This is a genomic window from Variovorax sp. GW821-FHT10C12, assembly GCF_059415405.1.
In genome coordinates this window covers 1,268,159-1,287,759 of sequence record NZ_JBWKNE010000001.1, presented here as the reverse complement: position 1 = coordinate 1,287,759, position 19,601 = coordinate 1,268,159, and the positions used below count along the sequence as shown (strand labels likewise).

Sequence of the window (19,601 nt, the reverse complement as noted above, 5' to 3'; positions counted from 1 at the left end):
TGTTGGGGATGGGGATCGCGCCTTGCGGCACGGCCGCTGTCGCGACAGGAGTCACTGTAGGAAGGCCGCTTTATGCGACCTTTATGCGAGAGTTAACCCAGCGTTAAGCCGCGCGGCCCGCATCGGCGGCGCGCAGGTGCACGCGCGCGCGCAGCCCCGCCGGGCGGCCCTGTGCGTCATGGCGGTTGGACAGCACGATGCGCAGGCCGTTGCGCAGCGCGGCCATGCGCGCGATGGCCAGGCCCAGCCCGCTGCCCTCGGTCGGGTTGCCCGGCACGCGGAAGAAGCGGTCGAAGGCGCGGTCGATCAGTTCGGGCGGAATGCCCGGCCCGTTGTCCATCACGTCGACCACCGGCCGTCCGTCCACCTCGTGCAGCCGCACGTCGACCACGCCGCCTTCGGGCGAGTGGCGCAGCGCGTTGTCGATCAGGTTGTCGAACACGCTGCGCAGCTCGGCCGGCGGCGCGGTCACCGTCGCGGCGGCCTGGCCCTCGAAGCCGATGTCGATGCGGCGCCGGTCGGCCACCACCATGAGCTGGGCCACGCTGTCGCGCAGCACCGAGGCCACGTCCAGCGCCACCGGCGCTTCGGGTTCGGTGCTGCTTTCCTGGCGCGACAGGCGCAGCAGCTGCTCGATCAGGTGCTGGGCGCGCGTCACGCCGCCCTTGAGGTGCGTGTAGTGCTCGGCCACGGCCTCGCCCGGCACTTCGGCGCGCATGTTGTCCAGCTGCAGGCCGATGGCGGCGATGGGCGTGCGCAGCTCGTGCGCGGCGTCCTGCACGAAACGGCGCTGCGCGGCAAAGGCCTGGCGCAGGCGCCCGAGCAGGCTGTTGAAGGCTTCCACCAGCGGCGCGATCTCGTCGGGCACGCGCGACACCGACAGCTCCGACAGGCTGCGCTCGTCCTGCGCCGCCACGTCGAGCACCACGCTGCGCAGCTTGCGCGAGGTGGCCCACACCACCCACCACAGCACGGCCAGCGACAGCGGCAGCAGCAGCGCGATGGGCGCGATGGACGACAGCGCCCGCTTGGCCACCAGCCGGCGCACCACGCCGCCGTTCTGGATCACCTGCACCTGGAAGCGGCCCGGGTCGGCCACCGGCGCGGTCGAGTAGACGCGCCACAGGCCCTCGCTGCCCGGGCCCGTGCGCACGGTGGTCAGCCCTTCCGCCGGCTGGCGCACCACGGGCAGCGCCGGCCAGGAGCTGGCCAGCAGCTCGCCCCGGCCGTTCCAGACCTGGATGACGAAGGTGCCGCGCTCGAAGGTGCTGCGTTCGTCCGCCGGTTTGAGCTCGGGCACGGCTGCGTTGCTGGCGTAGGCGTCGGCCAGCATCTGCATCTGGTCGTCCTTGAAGGTGACGATGAGCCGGTCGTAGCTCTCGTAGGTGAACCAGGCAAAGCCCGCCGCCGCGACCAGGTGCACCAGCACCAGCCACGCCAGCAGCTTGTTGCGCAGCGAACTCGGCGAGTACCAGGGCCGGCCGGGTCCGGTGGTCATGCGTCGACCACGCGCCAGCCCAGGCCGCGCACGTTGCGGATGGTGTCGGCGCCGAGCTTGCGCCGCATGTTGTGGATGATCACGTCGACCGCGTTGCTCATCACCTCCTCGCCCCATCCGTAGATGCGGTTCTCGAGCTGCTCGCGCGACAGGATGGCGCCCGGGCGCTCCAGCATGGCGTGCATCAGCGCGAACTCGCGGGCCGTGAGCGTCTCGCGCGTGCCGCGAAAGAGCACCTCGCGCGTGGTGAGGTCGAGCTGCACGCTGCCGCTGCCGATGATCGAGTTGGCGGCGCCGTGGCGCCGGCGCACCACCGCGCGCATGCGCGCCAGCAGCTCGGGCAGCTCGAAGGGCTTGAGCAGGTAGTCGTCGGCGCCCAGGTCGAGCCCTTCCACGCGCTGGCCGAGGCCGTCGCGCGCCGTGAGGATCAGGATCGGCGTGGCATTGCCCATGCCGCGCGCGTGGCGCAGCACCTCGACACCGTCCAGGCCCGGCAGGCCCAGGTCGAGCAGCACGCAGGTGTAGTCGCCGTCGGCCAGCGCACTGCGCGCCAGCAGGCCGTCGCGCACCCAGTCCACCGCCCAGCCCGAGCGCTCCAGGCCGCGCAGCAGGCTCTTCCCGATCATTTCGTCGTCTTCGACAAGCAGCACCCGCACACTGGCCCCCAATTTCCCGATGGAGGCCGCAGACTAGCGCCGAATCGTTAGAGCAGCGTTAATTTTTGAAAGCCCGGGCGGGGTGCGGGCCGCCCGGGCTTTCGCCCCTTCAGTTCAGCGGCAGCCGCAGGAAGGTGCCGCGCAGCGCCTCCTGGCCCGCGCCCGGCTTGTTCCAGTCGCACACGCCGCTCGGGAAGAGCGACTGCAGCCGCGCCAGGTCGGCGCCGGCGATGGTCACCGCATAGTCGGCCGCGTTGACCGGCTTGAGCTGGCACTTGAGCACGTCGTTGACCAGCGGCGAGCCGGCCACGAGGCGCGGCGTGCTGAAGCGCGGGTAGACCGTGTTGCAGCTCGCCGCCGGGTCCTGCGAGGCGGCCTCGTCGATGCGCTTGCCGGCCTTGTCCCAGCAGGCATCGTTCGCGCCGGCGGGCTTGTTGCGCACCACCTTGTCGGCCGAGGCCGGCGCGGGGTCGGCCGCCATGTTGTCGAGCCACTGGTTGAGCAGGTCGATCGACCAAGCCGTCATGTCGACGAGCGGGGTGTTCGCGCCCATCGTCCAGATGATCTGGTTGTCGCTGCGGCCGTTGGCGCGCTGCAGGCGGGCACGGATGATCAGGTCCTGCATCGTGTCGTGGATGTCGCCCGTCGCGTCGGCGTTGTTGCGCTGCGTGATGATCGGGATGTTCGCCAGGCCCGGCCCCTTGAAGCCGTTCTTGAAGCCGCCCGCGTAGGTGAGCTTCAGCGCCTCGGCGTCCGCCTCGGAGCGGGCGGCCTGCGTGTTGCCGTCGCCGTCGTAGCCGCCGACCTTCTCGTTCAGGTCGAGGAACTCCTTCACCGAGATCGTCCCGCTGTTCAGCGCGGCCAGGCCGTACTGCACGCCGACGTTGTCGATGGGGCGCCGCGCCTCCTGCGTGCCAGGACGCTTGCCCAGCAGGTTCACGTTGGTCTGGAACAGGTCGCAGCGGATGCCGCCCGGGTTGGTCGTGCGGTTGAACACGTTGGCCGCGTGGGCCGGCTCGAGAAAGCCGCAGCCCACCGCGTTGTCCGACTTGATGATGCTCGCGAACGACCAGTCCCAGGCGTCGCAGGTGCCGCGGTTGAAGCCGTTCACCGCGTCTTTCTTGGCCGGGGTCCAGGTCACGGCGTCGAGCTTGTAGACGTTGTTGAGCAGCCGGCACTCCATCACCTCGGGCATCAGCGTCTCGGGGAAGGACACGATGGGCTGGATGCCGTCGAGCAGGCCCGGGTAGAGCTGCGCGATCAGGTACTGCTGGATGGCGCCGCCCGAGCCGCCGAAGCCGGCCGTCCACTTGGGCACGGTGCCGAATTCCTCGATGACGTGCTCCTTCAGCATCATCAGCGTCTCGCCCTGCAGGTGCGGGTTGGCGTGCTGGTTGTTCCACAGCTCGGTCGAGTTCATGAAGGCGAAGCCGCGCGACAGCTGCACGTGGCCGAAGTCACCGAGGATCGACTCGATGGGATGCACGCCCTGGTTGTACTGGGCCGAGCCGCAGCAGTCGAAGTAGACGACCAACTTCTTGTTCCAGCCCGGGCCGGGCTTCCAAGTGGCGGGCGCATCCTTGGCCGGGTTGTCGAGCACCGCGAGCCGGTACACGCCGCGGTTGATGGTGCCCGACTCCACCCGCACGATGTAGGGCACGGTGGCACCGTCGTTGGTGGTGGTCGTCACCAGGTCGGCCGGGCGCGGGCCGGTGGGGTCGGTCAGCGGCACGAAGGTGTTGGCCTTGGTGCGGTAGTACCAGAGCACCTGCGTCGTGGCCGAGCAGTTGGCATCGAGCGGCGCGCCCAGGCCGTTCTGCACCGTGCGGCATTCATAGGGCGAGATGTGCGGGCCCGACAGGATGGGCCCGGTGATGGGGTAGTTGACCAGCTTCGTCTCGGTGCGCTGCGCGGCGTTGTCGGCGTTGCTCACCACCAGCGAGTTGCTGCTGCCCGTGGTGCTGGACGCATCCGTCGTCAGCCCCGTGACGAGGCCGCGCAGCACGCGGGCCGCGGCATCGGCCACCGGCACCCGCGCACTCACGTCGGTGCCGTTCAGGCTCACGCGCACCTTGTCGAGCGGCACGCCGGCGGGCGCGGTGATCTCGATCAGCGCATCGCCCCCGCTCACCATGTCGGGCGGCGACGAGAGCGTCTTCACCTGGAACGCGGCCGGCGCCGGTGTCGGGGGCGGCGTGCTGGTGCCGGGGAAGAACGGAAACGTGACACCGCCTCCGGAAGAGCCTCCGCCGCATCCCGCCACCAGCATCAGCGCGCTGGCCATCGCCAGGCCCGCGGCGATCGCGCGGGGCCGGCGAGGCCACGGAAAAACCCGCTTGCGGGGGCGTGGGGGTGCAGCGAACATGAAGGTCTCCTGTGTTGTATGTCTTGGAAAGAATACGAATGGACATCCCGGCCCGCGGTCGTTGCGACGACAGATGACGCGCGAATTGCTACAGGTAATCCCTGACCCTTCCGACGCTCCCCTCCCCTGCGTGGCGCAGGCCATGGAAGAAATGGTTCGGCGTTCCAAATGGGCGTCGGCCCTGTCACCCGCCGACCTGGAGCACGTGCTCGGCAGCATGCAGGAACGAAAGTTCTCGCGCGGCGGCTGCATCGCGCGGGCGGGCCAGCAAGTCGAGCACTGGATGGGGCTGATCGACGGCTTCGCCAAGATGTCGGTCGCATCCGAGGACGGGCGCATCTCGACCCTCACGGGCGTGTCGTCCGGCGTGTGGTTCGGGGAAGGCTCGCTGTTCAAGCACGAGGCGCGCCGCTACGACGTGTTCGCGCTGCGGCCCACGCGCGTGGCCCTCATGCCGCGCCGCACCTTCGAATGGCTGCGCGACACCAGCGTGCCGTTCAACCACTACCTGCAGGAGCTGCTCAACGCGCGGCTCAGCCTGTTCATCGGCGCGCTGGAACACGAACGCCTGCTCGACACCGACGCGCGGGTCGCGAACTGCCTGGCGAGCCTGTTCAACCCGGAGCTCTATCCGAATGCGCCGCGCCTGCTGGAAGTGGGACAGACCGAGATCGGCCTGCTCGCGAACGTGTCGCGGCAGCGCGTGAACGTGGCGCTGCAACGCTTCCAGGCGCAGGGACTCGTCCGCCTGGAAACGCGCGGGCTGACGGTGCTCGACCTGGGCGGCCTGCGCGGCTACCGGGCGTCTTGCCACTGCGCGCACGGGTGACGGGGCGCGCGCCTGGTTCGGTCGCCAGGCGCCCTGTCACCTTGCGCTGCGGGCCGGCCTGCGCTTCAACGCCGCCCGAAGTTCCTTGAGGATTAGCCCCACATAGGGATTCGGGTCCGCCTCCCGGTGCGCCAGGTACAGGCTCGACACGGCCTCCTTGTCGAGCACCGACTGGTAGACCACGCCATCGAGCTGGATGCAGCGCGTGTCCCCCGGCACCAGCGCGATGCCGACGCCGGCGGCCACCAGCCCGGCGATGGTCGAGGCCTCGCGCGCTTCCTGCACCATGCGCGGCCTGAAGCCGGCCTTGGCGCACAGGTCCTGCACCTTCCAGTACAGGCCGATGCCGGCATTGCGCGGGTACATCACCAGCGGTTCGTCGCGCAGGTCGGCGATGCGCAGCGGCTTGCCGCTGAGCCGGTGGTCGCGCGGCACGACGGCCATCAGCGGCGACTGGTACCACTCCTCGACGATCAGGCCGGTCGGAATCTCGACGTTCGGGCGGCGCAGCACGGCCACGTCGAGGGCGTGCCCGTGCACGGCGTCGAGCTGGTCGAGCGAGGTCATCTCCTTCAGCGTGAGCACCACCCGCGCGTGCTGCTTGCGAAAGCGCAGGAGGGCCGCGGGCATGGCCGGCGACAGCATCGACGACGCCGTGTAGCCCAGCGCGATGCTGCCGACCTCGCCCGAGGCCGCGCTCTGCGCCTCGCCCTTGGCCGTCTCCACCTCCTGCAGGATGCCGCGCGCACGCTCCAGGAAGTGGCGGCCCGCCTGCGTGAGGAACACGCGCCGCTTGTCGCGCTCGAGCAGCCGGACCTTGAGCTCTTCCTCGAGCGCCTGGATCTGGATGCTCAACGGCGGCTGCGCGATGTGCAGGCGCTGCGCAGCGCGCGTGAAGTTGAGCTCCTCGGCGACGGCGACGAAATAGCGGAGATGGCGCAGTTCCATGATATCTACCAGGTATGAGAAAGCGACGATAAACAGTATTTCCAAATATAAGACAGCTTGCCTACGATGCCTGCATGACACGCAGAGACACGCCGCAGGAACCGCCTGCACCCCAGCCCTTCCAGGGCCATCCGCTGATCCGGGGGCTGGCCCGCGGCGAACCGCTGACGGCCTTCGGCATCCGCATGGCGCGCACGCCCGACATCGCCCGGCTGGCCAAGGCCAGCGGCCACCACGCAGTCTGGATCGACCTCGAACACAGCACCATCGCGCTCGACGCGGCGGGCGCCATCTGCGCCGCGGCGCATGACCTGGGCCTGATGGCACTGGTGCGCGTGCCCGAGCGCGAATACGGCGCCATCGGCCGGCTGCTCGACGCGGGTGCGTCGGGCCTGATCTTTCCGCGCGTCGAGACCGCCGCGCAGGCCGCCGACCTGGCCGCAGCCTGCCGCTTTGCGCCGCACGGCCACCGTTCGGCCATCGCCGCGCTGCCGCAGTTCGGCTACCGCCGCCTGCCGCCGGCCGAGACCTACCGGCTGGCCAACGATGCCGTGGTGGTCAACGTGCTGATCGAGAGCCCGCTGGGCATCGAGAACGCCGAAGCGATCGCGCGGGTGCCCGGCATCGACCTGGTGAGCATCGGCTGCAACGACCTGAGCGCCGAACTCGGCGTGCCCGGCGACTACCGCCATCCGCTGATGCAGCACGCGCTGGACACCGCCCTCGCCGCCTGCGCGCGCGCCGGCACGCCGCTGTCGATCGGCGGCATCGCCGACGCGGCGCTCAACGCCGAGCTGCTGGCACGCGGCGCGGCGCCCTTCCTCATGACGGGCATCGACACCGACGTGCTGCTCGCCGCGATGCAAGAGCGCGTGCGCGGCGCGCTGGCCGGCCATGCGTCCGTCGGCTCGTCTTCCTCATCTCTTTCTCCCGCCACCGCCTGACCATGACCCACGAGATCCTGACTTCCAAGCCCATGCGCGACGCGCAGACCTTGACCCGCGCCGCCTTCGAGGTGCCCGCCGGCGCCTGCGACGCGCACGTGCATGTCTTCGGCCCTGCCGAGCGCTACCCGCGCGTCGACCACCCGCACTACACGCTGCCCGACGGCAACCTGGCGCAGCTGCAAGCCGCCCTCGGCGTGCTCGACATCGAGCGCTTCGTGATCGTGCAGCCCAGCTTCTACGGTACCGACAACCGCTGCATGCTCGACGCCCTGGACGCCGCCGGCGACCGCGCACGCGGCGTGGCGATGGTCGACGACAGCGTGTCCGACGAGGCCCTGCGCGCCATGCACGCACGCCGCGTGCGCGCGCTGCGGCTCGACCTGTTCCTGCGCGCCCAGCTGCCCACGGCCGAGCTGCATGCCTACATCGAACGCAGCATCCGGCGCATCCGCCCGCTGGGCTGGCACGTGCAGTTCTACACGCCGGGCTGGGTCGTGCGCGACCTGATCCCGGTGCTGCCCGATCTCGACTCGGACTTCGTGATCGACCACATGGGCTACATGCTCGAAAGCGACGGCCTCACACGCGCCGACTTCGACCGGCTGCTGCGCGCCGTCGCCGACGGGCGCGGCTGGTTCAAGCTCTCGGGCCCGTACCGCCTGGCGAAGGACGGCAACTACGCGAAGCTGCGCCCACTCGCACAGGCCATCGTCGAGGCCGTGCCCGAGCGCGTGATCTGGGGCAGCGACTGGCCGCACATTCCCGAAGGCGGACGCGACACCGGCGAGCTGCTGAACCTGCTGGCCGACTGGATTCCCGATGCCACCGCGCGCCGCAAGGTGCTGGCCGACAACCCTGCACGCCTCTTCGGCTTCTGAACCATGTCCGACATCACCATGCACTGCATCCAGGAACTGGACACCTCGGGCGCACGCGCCGCCGAGGTCTTCGAACACGACGGCACGCGCTACCTCGTGGTGCCGCAACTGGCCCAGGACGTTGCCGGCCAGCCCGCGCAGATGACGCTGGGCAACAGCGACGTCGATGCGCTGGTCTACCGCTGGGACGACGGCCGCTTCGTGGAACACACGCGCCTTGCGGTGCCGGGCGGCGAAGACGCCGCGTTCTTTCGCATCGGCACGCGCGCCTTCCTGGCCACCGCCAGCCTGCGCACCGGATCGGGCCCCTATGCACTGGACACGCACTCGACGATCTTCGAGCTGATCGACGGCCGCTTCGAGGTCTTCCAGCGCGTGCCCACCTCGGCCGCCAAGCAGTGGGCCCACTTCCAGATCGGCGAGCGCCACTTCCTCGCGCTCGCACAGGGCGTGACCCATGGCGACACGCCGCTCGCGCCGGGCGCCGAGTCGTGCATCTTCGAATGGGACGGCGAGCGCTTCGTCAAGTTCCAGACGGCGCACTCGGGCTGGGGCTACAACTGGGCCTTCATCGAGGTGGGCGGCCAGCAGCTGCTGGCGTATGCCGACCAGGCCGTGCCCTCGCACCTGCTGCGCTGGAACGGCGAGGCCTTCGAGCCGTTCCAGACCTTCGAGGGCAAGAGCGGGCGCGCCTTCTGCTGCTTCGAGGCGGAAGGCGCCACCTGGCTGGTGTTCGCCTGCCTGCATGACAACACCGTGCTGCTGCGCTGGAGCGACGGCCGCTTCGTGCCGCACCAGGTGCTCAGCGGCCCCGGCGGGCGCGAGTTCGAATGGATCGCCACGGCGGACGGCGGCCGGCTGGTGCAGGTCAACTTCCTGCACGGCACGCGCGAGGCGCCGATTCCGCAGCTGCAGTCGGTGGTCTACCGCATGGCGCAAGGGCAGCTGGTGCCTGTCGCCGAATTTCCGACCTCCGGCGGCACCGACGCGACCTGCTTCGAAGCGCAAGGCCAGCACTACCTCGTGGTCACGAACAGCCTCAGCGGCGAGGTGCGCTTTCGCACGCCGAGCCGCGTCTACCGGCTTGACCTCGCTGCAGACAAGGAGCTTGCATGAACGCCCCTGCCAACCCCCACCAGAGCCCCGAGTTGCTGCGGCTCTTCGAAACCTACACGGGCGGGCCGCAAGGCATCGGCGCGAACCTGGCCGCGCTGACGGGCGCCGCGACGGCGGGCGATCCGCTCATCGTGGCCACCAGCGCCGACGTGGTGCTGTTCCCGGGCAACGGCCGCGACCCCGAGGTGCAGGGCTTTCGCCTGTCCACGCGCGGCTTCAAGGAGCTGGCGGGCATCTCGCACCACGGGCCGGCCGTGGCGTCGATCCTCAAGATGCGCATGGTCGACCCCGGCGGCCCGCTGTGGCGCAAGGAAGCCGAGCGGCTGCTGGTGGCCACGCGCATTGCACGCGAGGCCAACTCGGTCGCCCTGTGGCGCGACACGATCGCCGTTCCGGCCTACCGCGGGCGCGAGCAGAAGATCGCCGAGCTGGTGCACTACTCGTGCGTGCTCACCGAACGCTACCTCGAGCGCGTGCTCGCACAGCCCGCCCTCTTCACGCCCGAAGACATGCGCACGCACTACCTCGAAGGCACGGGCAGCGCCGTCGGCGCCACGGTGCCGATGAACGCGGTGATGATCGCGACCTTCTTCCTCGTCGGCATGGACATCAGCCACCGCGTGATCGGCTGGCTCGACCGGCATGCCATCGACTGGTCGCGCGCCATGGCATTGGTCGTCGGGCGCCAGGGCCGGCCCACCGCCGGCGTGACGTGGACCACCAACTCGGTGTGCGCCATGATCCTCGGCGCCTCGCGCCACACGCTCTCGCTCGACCGGCTCTTCATCGCGCCGCACGTCGGCGGCGAATTCCAGCCCGGTGCCGACGTGGCCGCGGTGCGCGCCTTCGAGACGCCGATGCGCCAGCTGTGGGCCCACACGCGCGCCGTGAGCGAACTGGGCTCGCTGATGTACGACGGCTACCCGCGCTACGAACCGGGCTCGACCGTGCGCCCCGTGCTCGATGCCGACACCCGCGCGGTCGCCGAGATGCCGGCCATTGCCGGTCCCGACGACTGGCGCGCGCTGAACACGCGGCTGCGCGTGGTGCTCGAAGACCCGCGCCAGTTGCTCTCGGGCTGCGTGACCGACTACGCCGTCGAGCAGTTGCAGGCGAACGGCAACGACCCGGCGCGGGTGACGGTGCCGGGCCTGGACCTCGTCGACTACCCGCCTTTGCCAGACGCCGCCTGAGCGCCATCAGCTCGAACACAAGAAACACCGGAGACAGACAACCCATGAAAAGACTCGTTCACTCGCTGCTCGCCGTGCTGGCCACGTCGTGCATGCTCGCCCCCGCCTGGGGCCAGGGCGCGCCCTGGCCCTCGCGTCCGATCAAGATCATCACGCCCACGCCCGTGGGCGTCGGCTCCGACCTGTTCGCGCGCGCCTACGCCGACCGCCTCAGCCGCGCACTCAACACGCCCGTTGTGGTCGAGAACCGGCCCGGTGCGCTGGCCTCCATCGGCACCGACGCGGTCGCCAAGGCCGCGCCCGACGGCTACACGGTGCTGTTCTCGACGAGCAACCCGTTCACGATGACGCCGTTCCTGCTCTCGAAGATGCCCTACGACGCGAAGCACGACCTCGTGCCGGTCACGCAGGCGCTCAAGGGCGGCTCGTTCATCGTGGCCACCCCCGCGATGCCGGCGAAGAACATCCCCGAGCTGGTGGCGCTTGCCAAGAAGGAGCCGGGCAGGATCTCGTTCGCGTCGTACGGCTCGGGCACCACCTCGCACCTGGGCTTCGAGCTGTTCCAGGACGCGGCCGACATCGAGCTGCTGCACGTGCCCTACAAGCAGAGCGCCGCGCCGGACCTGATCGCCGGCCAGGTGCAGCTGGGCTTCGAGCCGCCCGTGTCGGCGCTGCCGAACATCAAGTCGGGGCGGCTCAAGGCGCTGGCCTACACCGGCAACAAGCGCAGCGCGGCGCTGCCCAACGTGCCCACGCTGTCGGAAAGCTACCCGGGCGTGGAGGTGTTCACCTGGCTGGGCTTCTGGGTGCCGGCGAAGACGCCGCCGGCCATCGTGGAGCGGCTGCACAAGGAGATCGTCGCCATCACGCATTCGCCCGAAATGGGCAAGCTGCTCGGCGACGCCGGCCTCGACCCGATCGGCAGCACGCCCGCCGAAGCCGCGGCCGCCATCGACCGCGAATCGCAGGCCATGGGCCGGCTGATCAAGGCCAAGAACATCCGCATCGACTGACGACGGTGCCCCCGCGCGGCTGACGGCCGCGCCCTTTTTCTTCCGCAGTTTTCACGCCGCGGCGCCTTCCCTGCAGGCGCCGTGTGCCGACGCACGCCATTTCTACAACAAGGAGATAGAGACATGAGGATCACCCACCACCCCTTCCAACGCCTGCACCGACGGCTGCCGCACACCGTCGCCGGTGCGCTGTGCCTGGCCGCCAGCGCGGGCGCCACGGCGCAATCGAGCGTGCAACTTTTCGGCACGCTGGACATGAACATCACCTACTCCAAGAGCGACGGGCGCTCGGTCAAGTCGATGGACCAGGGCGGCAACATCTTCCCCAGCCGCCTGGGCTTTCGCGGCACCGAAGACCTCGGCGGCGGGCTGGCCGCGAGCTTCTGGCTGGAGATGGCGCTGCTGCCCGACACGGGCGAGATCCAGGGCACCGGCTTTCATCGCCGCTCCACCGTGAGCCTGTCGCACAACAGCTTCGGCGAGCTGCGGCTCGGGCGCGACTACACGCCCACCTTCTGGAACATCTCGCAGTTCTCGCCCTTCGGCACCGTGGGCGTCGGTGGCTCGGCCAACATCATCGAAGGCTGGCCCTTCGGCCTGGGCGGTGCGCGCACGCTGGCGCGCGCCAACAACTCGGTGGGCTATTTCCTGCCCAAGGGCCTGGGCGGCTTCTACGGCCAGGCGATGTACGCCCTGCCCGAAGGCCAGGAAGGCGCACGCTACCGCGGCGCACGCGTGGGCTGGAGCAACGGCACGGCCGACATCGCCCTGGCCTACGGCGTCACGCCGGTCGGTCCCAACGACTACCGCGTGGCGAGCATCGGCGGCACCTACGACTTCGGCCCCGTGAAGCTCTACGCGAACTACTACCGCCAGAAGACCGAAGGCGACAAGCAGGTCAATACGCTGCTGGGCGTGAGCGTGCCCGTCGGCCCGGGCGTCATCAAGGCCTCGGTGGCGCGCTCCAACCGCTCCGGCCCGGGCGGCCTGGACAACGACGACGCCACGCAATACGCCGTCGGCTACGTGCACTACCTCAGCAAGCGCACCGCGCTGTACGGCACCTACTCGCTCGTGCGCAACCGCGGCAATGCGGCCTATGTGGTGGCCGACTCGTCGCCGGCCAGCACGCCGGGCCGTCCGGCGCGCGGGCTGCAGTTCGGCATCTCGCACAACTTCTGATCGCTTTCTCACCGTTCGAACCCGGAGGCCTCATGGACAAGACGATCGACATCCACGTCCTGCTGCGCGCCAGCGCACGCATCGCCGCCGGCGGCCTGTGCGCCGCGCTCGTGGCCTGCGGCGGCGGCAACGGCGGTGGGGGCGGCGGCCTCTTCGGCTTCGTGCCGCCGCCCGCGCCCTCCCCCGCACCGCCACCGGCCGCGTCGCCGGCACCGCTGGCCTGCGACGACTCGTTGAAGACCGCGTTCCAGCCCGATGCCGACACGCAGGTGCTGCTGGTCAAGGCCTTCAAGGCGGGCGAGGCGCTGCTGCTGTCGGGCACGGCCACGGGCAGCACGCCCGTCGTCGCGTCGGACCTGTGCCTGGTCAAGCTGCTGGTCGGGCCGGGCCATGCCGGCCCCGCCGATGCGCCCTCGACCACGCGGGGCATCGGCATCGAGGTCTGGCTGCCTGCGGCGGCCAAGTGGAACCGGCGCCTGCACCTGCTCGGCGGCGCTGCCATGGCCGGTGGTCCTCAGAGCTCGCTCACGGCCTTCGCCGATGCGCCCACGGCCTCCCCATGGCGCGTGGCGGGCGAGGAAGGCGCGGTGGCGGCGACGACCGACACCGGCCACCCCGCCGGCAACTCGAGCTTCCTGATGAACCCCGACGGCAGCGTCAACACCGTGGGCTGGAACGAGTTCGCCGAGCGCGGCATCCACCAGATGACGCTGAAGGCGAAGGCCCTGGCCGCCGCCTACTTCGCGGCGCCCGCGCGCTACACCTACTGGCACGGCGGCTCCACCGGCGGGCGCCAGGGCCTGAAGCAGGCGCAGAAATACCCCGAAGACTTCGACGGCATCATCGCCACCTCGCCGGCCATCAACTGGTCGCGCTTTTCCATCGGCGCGCTCTATCCGCAGATCGTGATCCAGCGCGACCTGGGCGGCGTGCCGCTCAGCGCCGGGCAGTCCACCGCCGTCTCGATGGCGGCGCTCAACGCCTGCGACCTCGTGGGCGGCCAGCACCTGGGCTACCTGCTGGACCCGGCGCAGTGCCGCTACGACCCCACGAAAGACACGGCCCTGCTGTGCACCGCCGACAGCGGCAGCAACACCACGGCGGACTGCCTGAGCACCGTGCAGGCGAACGCCGTCAACAAGATGTGGTTCGGCCCGACGGCCGACGGCTCGGTGCCCGATCCGGCCGTCGACAACGGCATGGGCGTGACGCTGTCGCCCCAGCAGCTGTGGTGGGGCCTGCCGCGCGGCGCGAACCTGGGCCTGGTGGCCGGTGCGGCCCCGTTCTTCATCGCCTCGGACATGGCGGCCCTGTTCCTGCAGGACCCAACCCGCGCCGGCCCCAGCTTCGTGAACGCGACCGGCAACGGCGCGAACGGCTGGAAAAGCCTGAGCTACGCGCAACTGGCCGACATGGGCGACCGTGGGCGCGCCTTGCAGCCGCAGTTCTCGGACATCGACACCGACAATCCCGACCTGAGCCGCTTTCGCGACCGCGGCGGCAAGCTGATCACCGTCATGGGATCGTCCGACCAGCTGATTCCGCATGCGGGCGCCATCGATTACTACCGGCGCGTGGCCGCGCAGATGGGCGGCCTGCCTGCGGTGCAGGGGTTCTACAAGCTCTACCTGATCCCGGGCATGGGGCACTTTCCGACCAACGGCACGGCCAATGCGCAGGCCAACCCGCCGCTGTACCCGGAGGCGCTCAACTACCAGGCGCTGACCGACTGGGTCGAGAAAGGCATCGCGCCGCCCGACCAGGTCACGCTGAACACACCGGCCACCGCGCCCGCGGCCAGTGGCCTGATGTGCGCCTACCCGCGCATGCCGGCCTACGACAGCGGCAGCATCACCAGCGCGGCCAGCTTCTCATGCCGGTAGGTGCGCAGCGCCAGCGGGGCCCGGCGGCCATGCGGCGCGACGGCTGCGGAACTCGGGGATTTCCACCATCCCCTTTTCCGCCGCGATGCTCGCCGCTTCCGTGCGCGACGACGCGCCGAGCTTGGCCAGGACGCCCTTGACATGCGTCTTCACCGTGCCGACCGCGATGCCGAGCTGGCGCGCGATGGTCTTGTTGCACTGGCCGCGCGCCAGCAGCCGCAGCACCTGGTCCTCGCGCAGCGTCAGCTGCCCGCCGGGGTCGCGCGCCGCCACGCGCTGCGCCACCTCGGGGCACACGTAGCGCGCGCCTTCGGCCAACGAACGGATGGCCAGCACCAGCTCGTCGGGCGTGCAGCTGGACAGCACCAGGCCGTCGACACCGGCACACAGCGCCGAGGCCGCGGCGCACTCGCGCGCCCGCGGGGCGATCACCAGGATCTTCGAATGCGCCTGCAGCGACGGGAGCGCGGGCTCCTCGCCCCGCTGCGCCAGGCGCAGGCCGGACGACCAGTCCGTCACGACGACATGGCCGCCGCGCTGCGCCGCCGACGGCAGGCTCTCGGCCAGCCACGGCAGCCCGGCGCCGAAGAGCGTGGCGCGCACGCCGGCCCGCAGCAGCGGCTCGGCCAGCCAGACCAGGACGTTCACGGGTTCCAACGGACGATTCCACATGGCATCTCCTTCGCGATCGACGACGGCGTCGATCCGAAGGGGATGCTCGGCCTCTGGCGTGCGCCGGTCCAGTTAGAGCTTGTTGGCGGCCCGGCCTTACTGCGGCTGCACCTTCGCCAGCGCCGCCTTCTCGATGATCGAGGCCACCGCCGAGGGCTTCGACTCGTACACGGCATGGCTGCCGCGCGTCTCGACCACGGTGGCGCCGGCGCGCTGGGACATGAGGCGCTGCGCGGGCGGCGGGATCATCTTGTCGTCGGTGGCCACGAGGTACCAGCTGGGCTTGGTCTTCCACGCCGCGGTCGTGACCTCGCCCGTCAGGGCCTCGACGCTCCAGGGCACCTGGGCATTGGCAAGGAACGCGGCCCGCTCGGCCGGCAGGTCGCCGGCGAAGGCACCCGCGAACTTGACCTTGTCCAACATCAGGAAGCCGTTCACCGGCGGCAGGATCGGCGGCACGGGCGCGCCCGGCACCGGGTTGGAGATCAAGGTCTTGACCGATTCGCCCTTGTCCGGCGCGAAGGCGGCGATGTAGACCAGGCGCGACACCTTCGGGTCGTTGCCCGCTTCGGTGACCACCGCGCCGCCGTACGAGTGGCCCACGAGGACGACGGGGCCGTCCTGCGCGTCGAGCACGGCCTTCGTGGCGGCCACGTCGCCGGCGAACGAGATCGTCGGGTTCTGCACGATGCTGACGTTGTAGCCCTTGGCCTTGAGCAGCTTGTAGACGGGCTCCCAGCCCCCGCCGTCGACAAAGCCGCCGTGCACCAGCACCACGTTGTTGATGCGGTCGCTGGTGGCGGCGTTGGCGGCCGGGCTGGCGGCGACGATGCCCAGCACGAGCGGGGCGGCGAACAGGGGGGCAAGCAATGCACGGGTCTTCAGTTTCATGATGACGAACTCCAGGGTTGAGGGGTTGCGGCCCGCCGCCGAGAACCGGTGGCGCTGGCCTGCAGGCATCGTCGGCGCGCAGCGAAGCCACGGCGCCTCTCTTCGCGGCTACCTCCTTGGAGAGGGGCGCGTGGTGCGCCCTCGCCTCGCGCCCCGCAAGGCCCTAACAAGAACTAACGCGCAGCCGCCCCGCGAACGCGCAAGATGGCGCGAAGGCCTTGCGGATCGCACCATGGACACCTCTTCCGACCCCGGCACGCCGGAACTCCCGCCGGACGCCCACCGCGTCGTCAGCGACTTCATCGCCGCCGTCAACGGCGGCGACCTGCGCGCCGTGATTGGCCTGTTTGCACCCGATGCACAGGTGAACGACCAGCTGCGCAATTTCTGGGGCATCCACGCCATCTGCGAATGGCTCGAGCGCGAGATCATCGGCGAGCGGGTGCACATCACGGCGATGGACGTGCGCCGGCACTACGACGTCGTGATCCTGGCCGCCGGGCTGCGCGGCGACTTCGCGGTGGCCGGCATGTCGCAGCCCGTGATGGTGGACATCTACTTCACCATCCAGGACGAAAAAATCGTTCGCCTCCAGCTGCTCATGGTGCGCGACGACGACGAGGAAGCGGACATCCGGAAGGTCCCATGAAACGCAGGCCCCGCCGTAGAATTTGCCGCCTGGTCCACGCCTGATCTTCCCATCGTGAATCGCCCCGCCACCCCGCCCGCTGCCCGGTGGCAAGCCACCTTCGGACCGTTCCTCCTTTCGCCCGACGAACGCCTGCTGCAGCGGGACGGCGTGCCGGTGCGCCTGGGCGGCCGGGCCCTCGACCTGCTCGTGGTGCTGGTCGAGAACGCGGGTGCCGTCGTCAGCAAGAACGACCTGCTCGCGCGCGTGTGGCGCGACGTGGTGGTGGAGGAAGGCAGCCTGCGCTTTCACATGCACGCGGTGCGCAAGGCCCTGGGCGACGGCGTCGCGGGCACGCGCTACGTCGTGAACACCGCCAACAAGGGCTACACCTTCGTCGCCGCCGTCGAGCGCCAGAGCCATGGCGCCGAGGTCCCTGCGCCCACGGCCCGCCCCGGCACGGCCCTGCCCGCGCTCGGCTCGACGATCGTGGGACGCGGCGGCGACATCGACGCCATCGTCACCAACCTGCTGCAGCGGCGGCTGGTCTCGGTGGTCGGCGCCGGCGGCATCGGCAAGACGACGGTTGCCATCGCATCGATCCAGGCGGCGGCGGAGCACTTCGCGCACGACGTGCACTTCGTGGACCTCGCGCAGGTCGGCGCCATGGGCTCCATCCGCGCCGCCGTGGCCCATGCGGTCGGCCTGCAGAACGGCCAGGACGAGCTGCCGCTCATCGCCGCCCACCTGGCCGAGCGCAAGGCGCTGATCGTGTTGGACTGCTGCGAGCACGTCGTCGTGGCCGCCGCGGAGCTGACCGAATGGCTCGTTCGCCACTGCCCCTTCGTTCACATCCTGGCCACCAGCCGCGAGGCGCTGCGAGCCGAGGGCGAGTTCGTCTACCGCCTGCCGCCGCTGGCCTTTCCCCCACCGGGCGAAGGCGCCACTGCCCGGGCGGCGCTGGCCTATCCTGCCGTGCAGCTGTTCGTGGAACGCGCGGCGGCCAGCGGCGCGGGCTTCGAGTTGAAGGACAGCGACGCGCTGCTGGCCTCGCAGCTGTGCCGCGAACTCGACGGCATCGCCCTGGCGATCGAGCTGGCGGCGGGCCGCATCGAGGCCCTGGGCCTTCAGGCCATCACCTCGCATTTCGATGCGAGTGCCAGGCTCATGTGGCACGGGCGGCGCACGGCCGTGCCACGCCACCAGACGCTCGGCGCCACGCTCGGCTGGAGCTTTCAGCTGCTCACCGACAGCGAGAAACGCCTGCTGCGCCGCCTTTCGGTGTTCGCCGGCAGCTTCGCGCTCGATGCGGCGCTGGACGTGTGCTGCTTCGACAGCGATCCCTCGGAAGGCGTCGAACTGCTGGCCGGGCTGGTCTCGAAGTCGCTCGTCAACGTCGATGCGGGCGGCGCCGCGCTGCGCTATGGCCTGCTGGACACGACGAAGTCGTACGGCGGCAAGCGGCTTGAGCTCAGCGGCGAAGCCCCGGCCCTGGCCGAACGCTTCTCGCACTTCTACGGGCAATGGGCCACGCGGCAGGCCGCGCATCCGCTGGGCAAGGAAGCGCTCGACACGGTCCGGCTGGAGCTGCCGAACCTGGGCGCCGCCATGGCGTTCCACTTTCGGGGCGACGCGCACCCGGCCGCGGCGGTCGAGCTGGCGGCCTCGTTCTGCCCATTGCTGCTGCAGCTGTCGCTGCTGAAGGAGTGCGCGCGCTGGGCGCAGGCCGCGCTCGACCGCATGCCACCCGAGTGCGTCGGCTCTCACGCCGAGGTTCGCCTGCGCGGTGCGCTGGGGCAATCGCTCATGTTCATCGGCGGCGACGGCGACGAGGCCGACACCGCCTTTCGCCGCGGCATCCAGGTGTCGGAAGACCTGGGCGACCCGCGCTCCACATTGCACCTGCTCAACGGCCACGCCCTGCTGCTGCACCGCGACGGACGCTTCACCGAGGCGCTCGCGACCGCGCGCAAGGCCCAGGCGCTCCTGCCCGCGCTGGACGACCCGGAATGCCGGGCCATCGTCGATTCACTGATGGGCGTCGCGCTGCACCTCGTCGGCCATGTGCAGGAAGCCATGGGCCACTGGCAGCGGGTGGCGAGCCACGGTGCGGGCGCGTCGACCGACACCACCTCGCGGCTGGGCTTCGATTACTACATTCGTGCCATGTGCGGCGTGGCACGCAGCCTGTGGCTCACGGGGAACTATGCCGAGGCCGTCGCGGTGGCGGACGAGACGATCGCCAGGGCACGCGACTGCGGCCATGCGGTCACGTACTGCATCGCCCTCATCTGGGCCGGCTCCGTGCATGTCCACCTGGGCAACGTCGCGAAGATCCGCGAATTGGCCGACACCGTCGAGGCCGTGGCCCGGCGCCATTCGCTCACGCCCTACCTCGGCATCGCGAGTGCCACGCGCGGGCAGATCCTGGTGATCGAGGGGCGCCCGGCCGAAGGCGTGGAACTCATCCGCCGCGCGGTCGAGACGCTGCGGGTCAGCCGCTACGAAATGGTCACCACCGTGTTCCTGACCACCATGGCGCGCGGCCTGTCCGACCTGTCGCTGCACGCCGCGAGCCTCACGCTGTGCGACGACATCGCGCAGCGCATCGAGACGGGCGGCGACCGCCTGCGCCTGTCCGAACTGCTCACGACCCGCGGGCGCGTGCTGGTGACCGCGGGACGGCCCGAGGAAGCCCGCGAGAGCTACCTGTCGGCCATCGCCGTGGCCCGGTCGCAGGGCGTGAAGCCTTTGCAGGTGCGCGCGGCCGTGGCACTGGCGCAGTTGCTGGTCCGCATGGGCCACGCCGAGGAGGCCGACCCGCTGTTGCGTCCGCATGTCATCGCGGCGGGCGACGAGACTTCGGCAGACCTGGTCGTGGCGCGAAGTCTGTTGCGTTGAG

Annotated in this window: 16 protein-coding genes; 10 read left to right on the top strand and 6 right to left on the bottom strand. The window is 70.3% G+C overall.

Features of this window, described 5'->3' with window-relative positions; genetic code table 11:
• Window positions 1-103 precede the first annotated feature (103 nt).
• From AC07OH_RS06140 to AC07OH_RS06130, 3 genes are all read right to left on the bottom strand, one after another.
• The gene (locus AC07OH_RS06140) at window positions 104-1,498 is read right to left on the bottom strand and encodes a sensor histidine kinase (protein ID WP_495299955.1); all 1,395 of its coding nucleotides are present in this window, start codon (window positions 1,496-1,498) and stop codon (window positions 104-106) included.
• Complete coding sequence (locus AC07OH_RS06135; RefSeq protein ID WP_492683357.1) at window positions 1,495-2,154, bottom strand: response regulator; 660 nt, start codon at window positions 2,152-2,154, stop codon at window positions 1,495-1,497. The genes AC07OH_RS06140 and AC07OH_RS06135 overlap by 4 nt, the downstream gene beginning before the upstream one ends.
• 109 nt (window positions 2,155-2,263) lie before the next feature.
• Window positions 2,264-4,519: a DUF6351 family protein gene (locus AC07OH_RS06130; RefSeq protein ID WP_495299954.1), complete on the bottom strand. Its 2,256-nt coding sequence runs from the start codon at window positions 4,517-4,519 to the stop codon at window positions 2,264-2,266.
• 142 nt (window positions 4,520-4,661) lie between these two features.
• Between AC07OH_RS06130 and AC07OH_RS06125 the strand changes: the two genes are divergently transcribed.
• A complete protein-coding gene (locus AC07OH_RS06125; protein WP_495299953.1) occupies window positions 4,662-5,348 on the top strand; it encodes a Crp/Fnr family transcriptional regulator in 687 nt (228 codons plus the stop codon).
• A 36-nt stretch (window positions 5,349-5,384) separates the two neighbouring features.
• Here AC07OH_RS06125 and AC07OH_RS06120 read toward each other — a convergent pair whose 3' ends face one another.
• Window positions 5,385-6,296, bottom strand: coding sequence for a LysR substrate-binding domain-containing protein (locus tag AC07OH_RS06120; RefSeq protein ID WP_495299952.1), 912 nt, complete (start codon window positions 6,294-6,296; stop codon window positions 5,385-5,387).
• Between the two features lie 74 nt (window positions 6,297-6,370).
• Here AC07OH_RS06120 and AC07OH_RS06115 point away from each other — a divergent pair, with 74 nt between their 5' ends.
• From AC07OH_RS06115 to AC07OH_RS06085, 7 genes are all read left to right on the top strand, one after another.
• Window positions 6,371-7,240, top strand: a complete 870-nt coding sequence (locus tag AC07OH_RS06115) for an HpcH/HpaI aldolase family protein (RefSeq protein WP_495299951.1) — start codon at window positions 6,371-6,373, stop codon at window positions 7,238-7,240.
• Window positions 7,241-7,242: 2 nt separating this feature from the next.
• The gene (locus AC07OH_RS06110) at window positions 7,243-8,121 is read left to right on the top strand and encodes an amidohydrolase family protein (RefSeq protein WP_495299950.1); all 879 of its coding nucleotides are present in this window, start codon (window positions 7,243-7,245) and stop codon (window positions 8,119-8,121) included.
• A 3-nt stretch (window positions 8,122-8,124) separates the two neighbouring features.
• Window positions 8,125-9,237 carry a hypothetical protein gene (locus AC07OH_RS06105; RefSeq protein WP_495299949.1) on the top strand — a complete coding sequence of 371 codons (1,113 nt, stop codon included), beginning with the start codon at window positions 8,125-8,127 and terminating at the stop codon, window positions 9,235-9,237.
• Window positions 9,234-10,430 carry a DUF5624 domain-containing protein gene (locus AC07OH_RS06100; RefSeq protein WP_495299948.1) on the top strand — a complete coding sequence of 399 codons (1,197 nt, stop codon included), beginning with the start codon at window positions 9,234-9,236 and terminating at the stop codon, window positions 10,428-10,430. Before AC07OH_RS06105 ends, AC07OH_RS06100 begins: the two co-directional genes overlap by 4 nt.
• 44 nt (window positions 10,431-10,474) lie before the next feature.
• On the top strand, window positions 10,475-11,443 hold the full coding sequence (locus AC07OH_RS06095) for a Bug family tripartite tricarboxylate transporter substrate binding protein (protein WP_495299947.1): 969 nt from the start codon (window positions 10,475-10,477) through the stop codon (window positions 11,441-11,443).
• 123 nt (window positions 11,444-11,566) lie between these two features.
• Complete coding sequence (locus AC07OH_RS06090) at window positions 11,567-12,625, top strand: porin (protein ID WP_495299946.1); 1,059 nt, start codon at window positions 11,567-11,569, stop codon at window positions 12,623-12,625.
• Window positions 12,626-12,657: 32 nt separating this feature from the next.
• Window positions 12,658-14,508, top strand: a complete 1,851-nt coding sequence (locus AC07OH_RS06085) for a tannase/feruloyl esterase family alpha/beta hydrolase (protein WP_495299945.1) — start codon at window positions 12,658-12,660, stop codon at window positions 14,506-14,508.
• Here the strand turns inward: AC07OH_RS06085 and AC07OH_RS06080 are convergent.
• Window positions 14,497-15,180 carry a response regulator transcription factor gene (locus AC07OH_RS06080; RefSeq protein ID WP_495299944.1) on the bottom strand — a complete coding sequence of 228 codons (684 nt, stop codon included), beginning with the start codon at window positions 15,178-15,180 and terminating at the stop codon, window positions 14,497-14,499. The genes AC07OH_RS06085 and AC07OH_RS06080 overlap by 12 nt on opposite strands.
• Window positions 15,181-15,276: 96 nt before the next feature.
• Complete coding sequence (locus AC07OH_RS06075) at window positions 15,277-16,071, bottom strand: alpha/beta hydrolase (RefSeq protein ID WP_495299943.1); 795 nt, start codon at window positions 16,069-16,071, stop codon at window positions 15,277-15,279.
• A gap of 232 nt (window positions 16,072-16,303) precedes the next feature.
• Between AC07OH_RS06075 and AC07OH_RS06070 the strand changes: the two genes are divergently transcribed.
• Window positions 16,304-16,720, top strand: a complete 417-nt coding sequence (locus AC07OH_RS06070; protein ID WP_495263004.1) for a nuclear transport factor 2 family protein — start codon at window positions 16,304-16,306, stop codon at window positions 16,718-16,720.
• A gap of 54 nt (window positions 16,721-16,774) precedes the next feature.
• Window positions 16,775-19,600, top strand: coding sequence for an ATP-binding protein (locus tag AC07OH_RS06065; protein ID WP_495299942.1), 2,826 nt, complete (start codon window positions 16,775-16,777; stop codon window positions 19,598-19,600).
• The last annotated feature ends 1 nt before the right edge of the window (window position 19,601 follow it).

Excerpts from the sequence above, each read along its gene's own strand:
- AC07OH_RS06140 (WP_495299955.1), bottom strand. The coding sequence starts at position 1,498 with ATGACCACCGGACCCGGCCGGCCCTGGTACTCGCCGAGTTCGCTGCGC.
- AC07OH_RS06130 (WP_495299954.1), bottom strand. The coding sequence starts at position 4,519 with ATGTTCGCTGCACCCCCACGCCCCCGCAAGCGGGTTTTTCCGTGGCCT.
- AC07OH_RS06125 (WP_495299953.1), top strand. The coding sequence starts at position 4,662 with ATGGAAGAAATGGTTCGGCGTTCCAAATGGGCGTCGGCCCTGTCACCC.
- AC07OH_RS06120 (WP_495299952.1), bottom strand. The coding sequence starts at position 6,296 with ATGGAACTGCGCCATCTCCGCTATTTCGTCGCCGTCGCCGAGGAGCTC.
- AC07OH_RS06115 (WP_495299951.1), top strand. The coding sequence starts at position 6,371 with ATGACACGCAGAGACACGCCGCAGGAACCGCCTGCACCCCAGCCCTTC.
- AC07OH_RS06110 (WP_495299950.1), top strand. The coding sequence starts at position 7,243 with ATGACCCACGAGATCCTGACTTCCAAGCCCATGCGCGACGCGCAGACC.
- AC07OH_RS06105 (WP_495299949.1), top strand. The coding sequence starts at position 8,125 with ATGTCCGACATCACCATGCACTGCATCCAGGAACTGGACACCTCGGGC.
- AC07OH_RS06100 (WP_495299948.1), top strand. The coding sequence starts at position 9,234 with ATGAACGCCCCTGCCAACCCCCACCAGAGCCCCGAGTTGCTGCGGCTC.
- AC07OH_RS06095 (WP_495299947.1), top strand. The coding sequence starts at position 10,475 with ATGAAAAGACTCGTTCACTCGCTGCTCGCCGTGCTGGCCACGTCGTGC.
- AC07OH_RS06090 (WP_495299946.1), top strand. The coding sequence starts at position 11,567 with ATGAGGATCACCCACCACCCCTTCCAACGCCTGCACCGACGGCTGCCG.
- AC07OH_RS06085 (WP_495299945.1), top strand. The coding sequence starts at position 12,658 with ATGGACAAGACGATCGACATCCACGTCCTGCTGCGCGCCAGCGCACGC.
- AC07OH_RS06080 (WP_495299944.1), bottom strand. The coding sequence starts at position 15,180 with ATGTGGAATCGTCCGTTGGAACCCGTGAACGTCCTGGTCTGGCTGGCC.
- AC07OH_RS06075 (WP_495299943.1), bottom strand. The coding sequence starts at position 16,071 with ATGAAACTGAAGACCCGTGCATTGCTTGCCCCCCTGTTCGCCGCCCCG.
- AC07OH_RS06070 (WP_495263004.1), top strand. The coding sequence starts at position 16,304 with ATGGACACCTCTTCCGACCCCGGCACGCCGGAACTCCCGCCGGACGCC.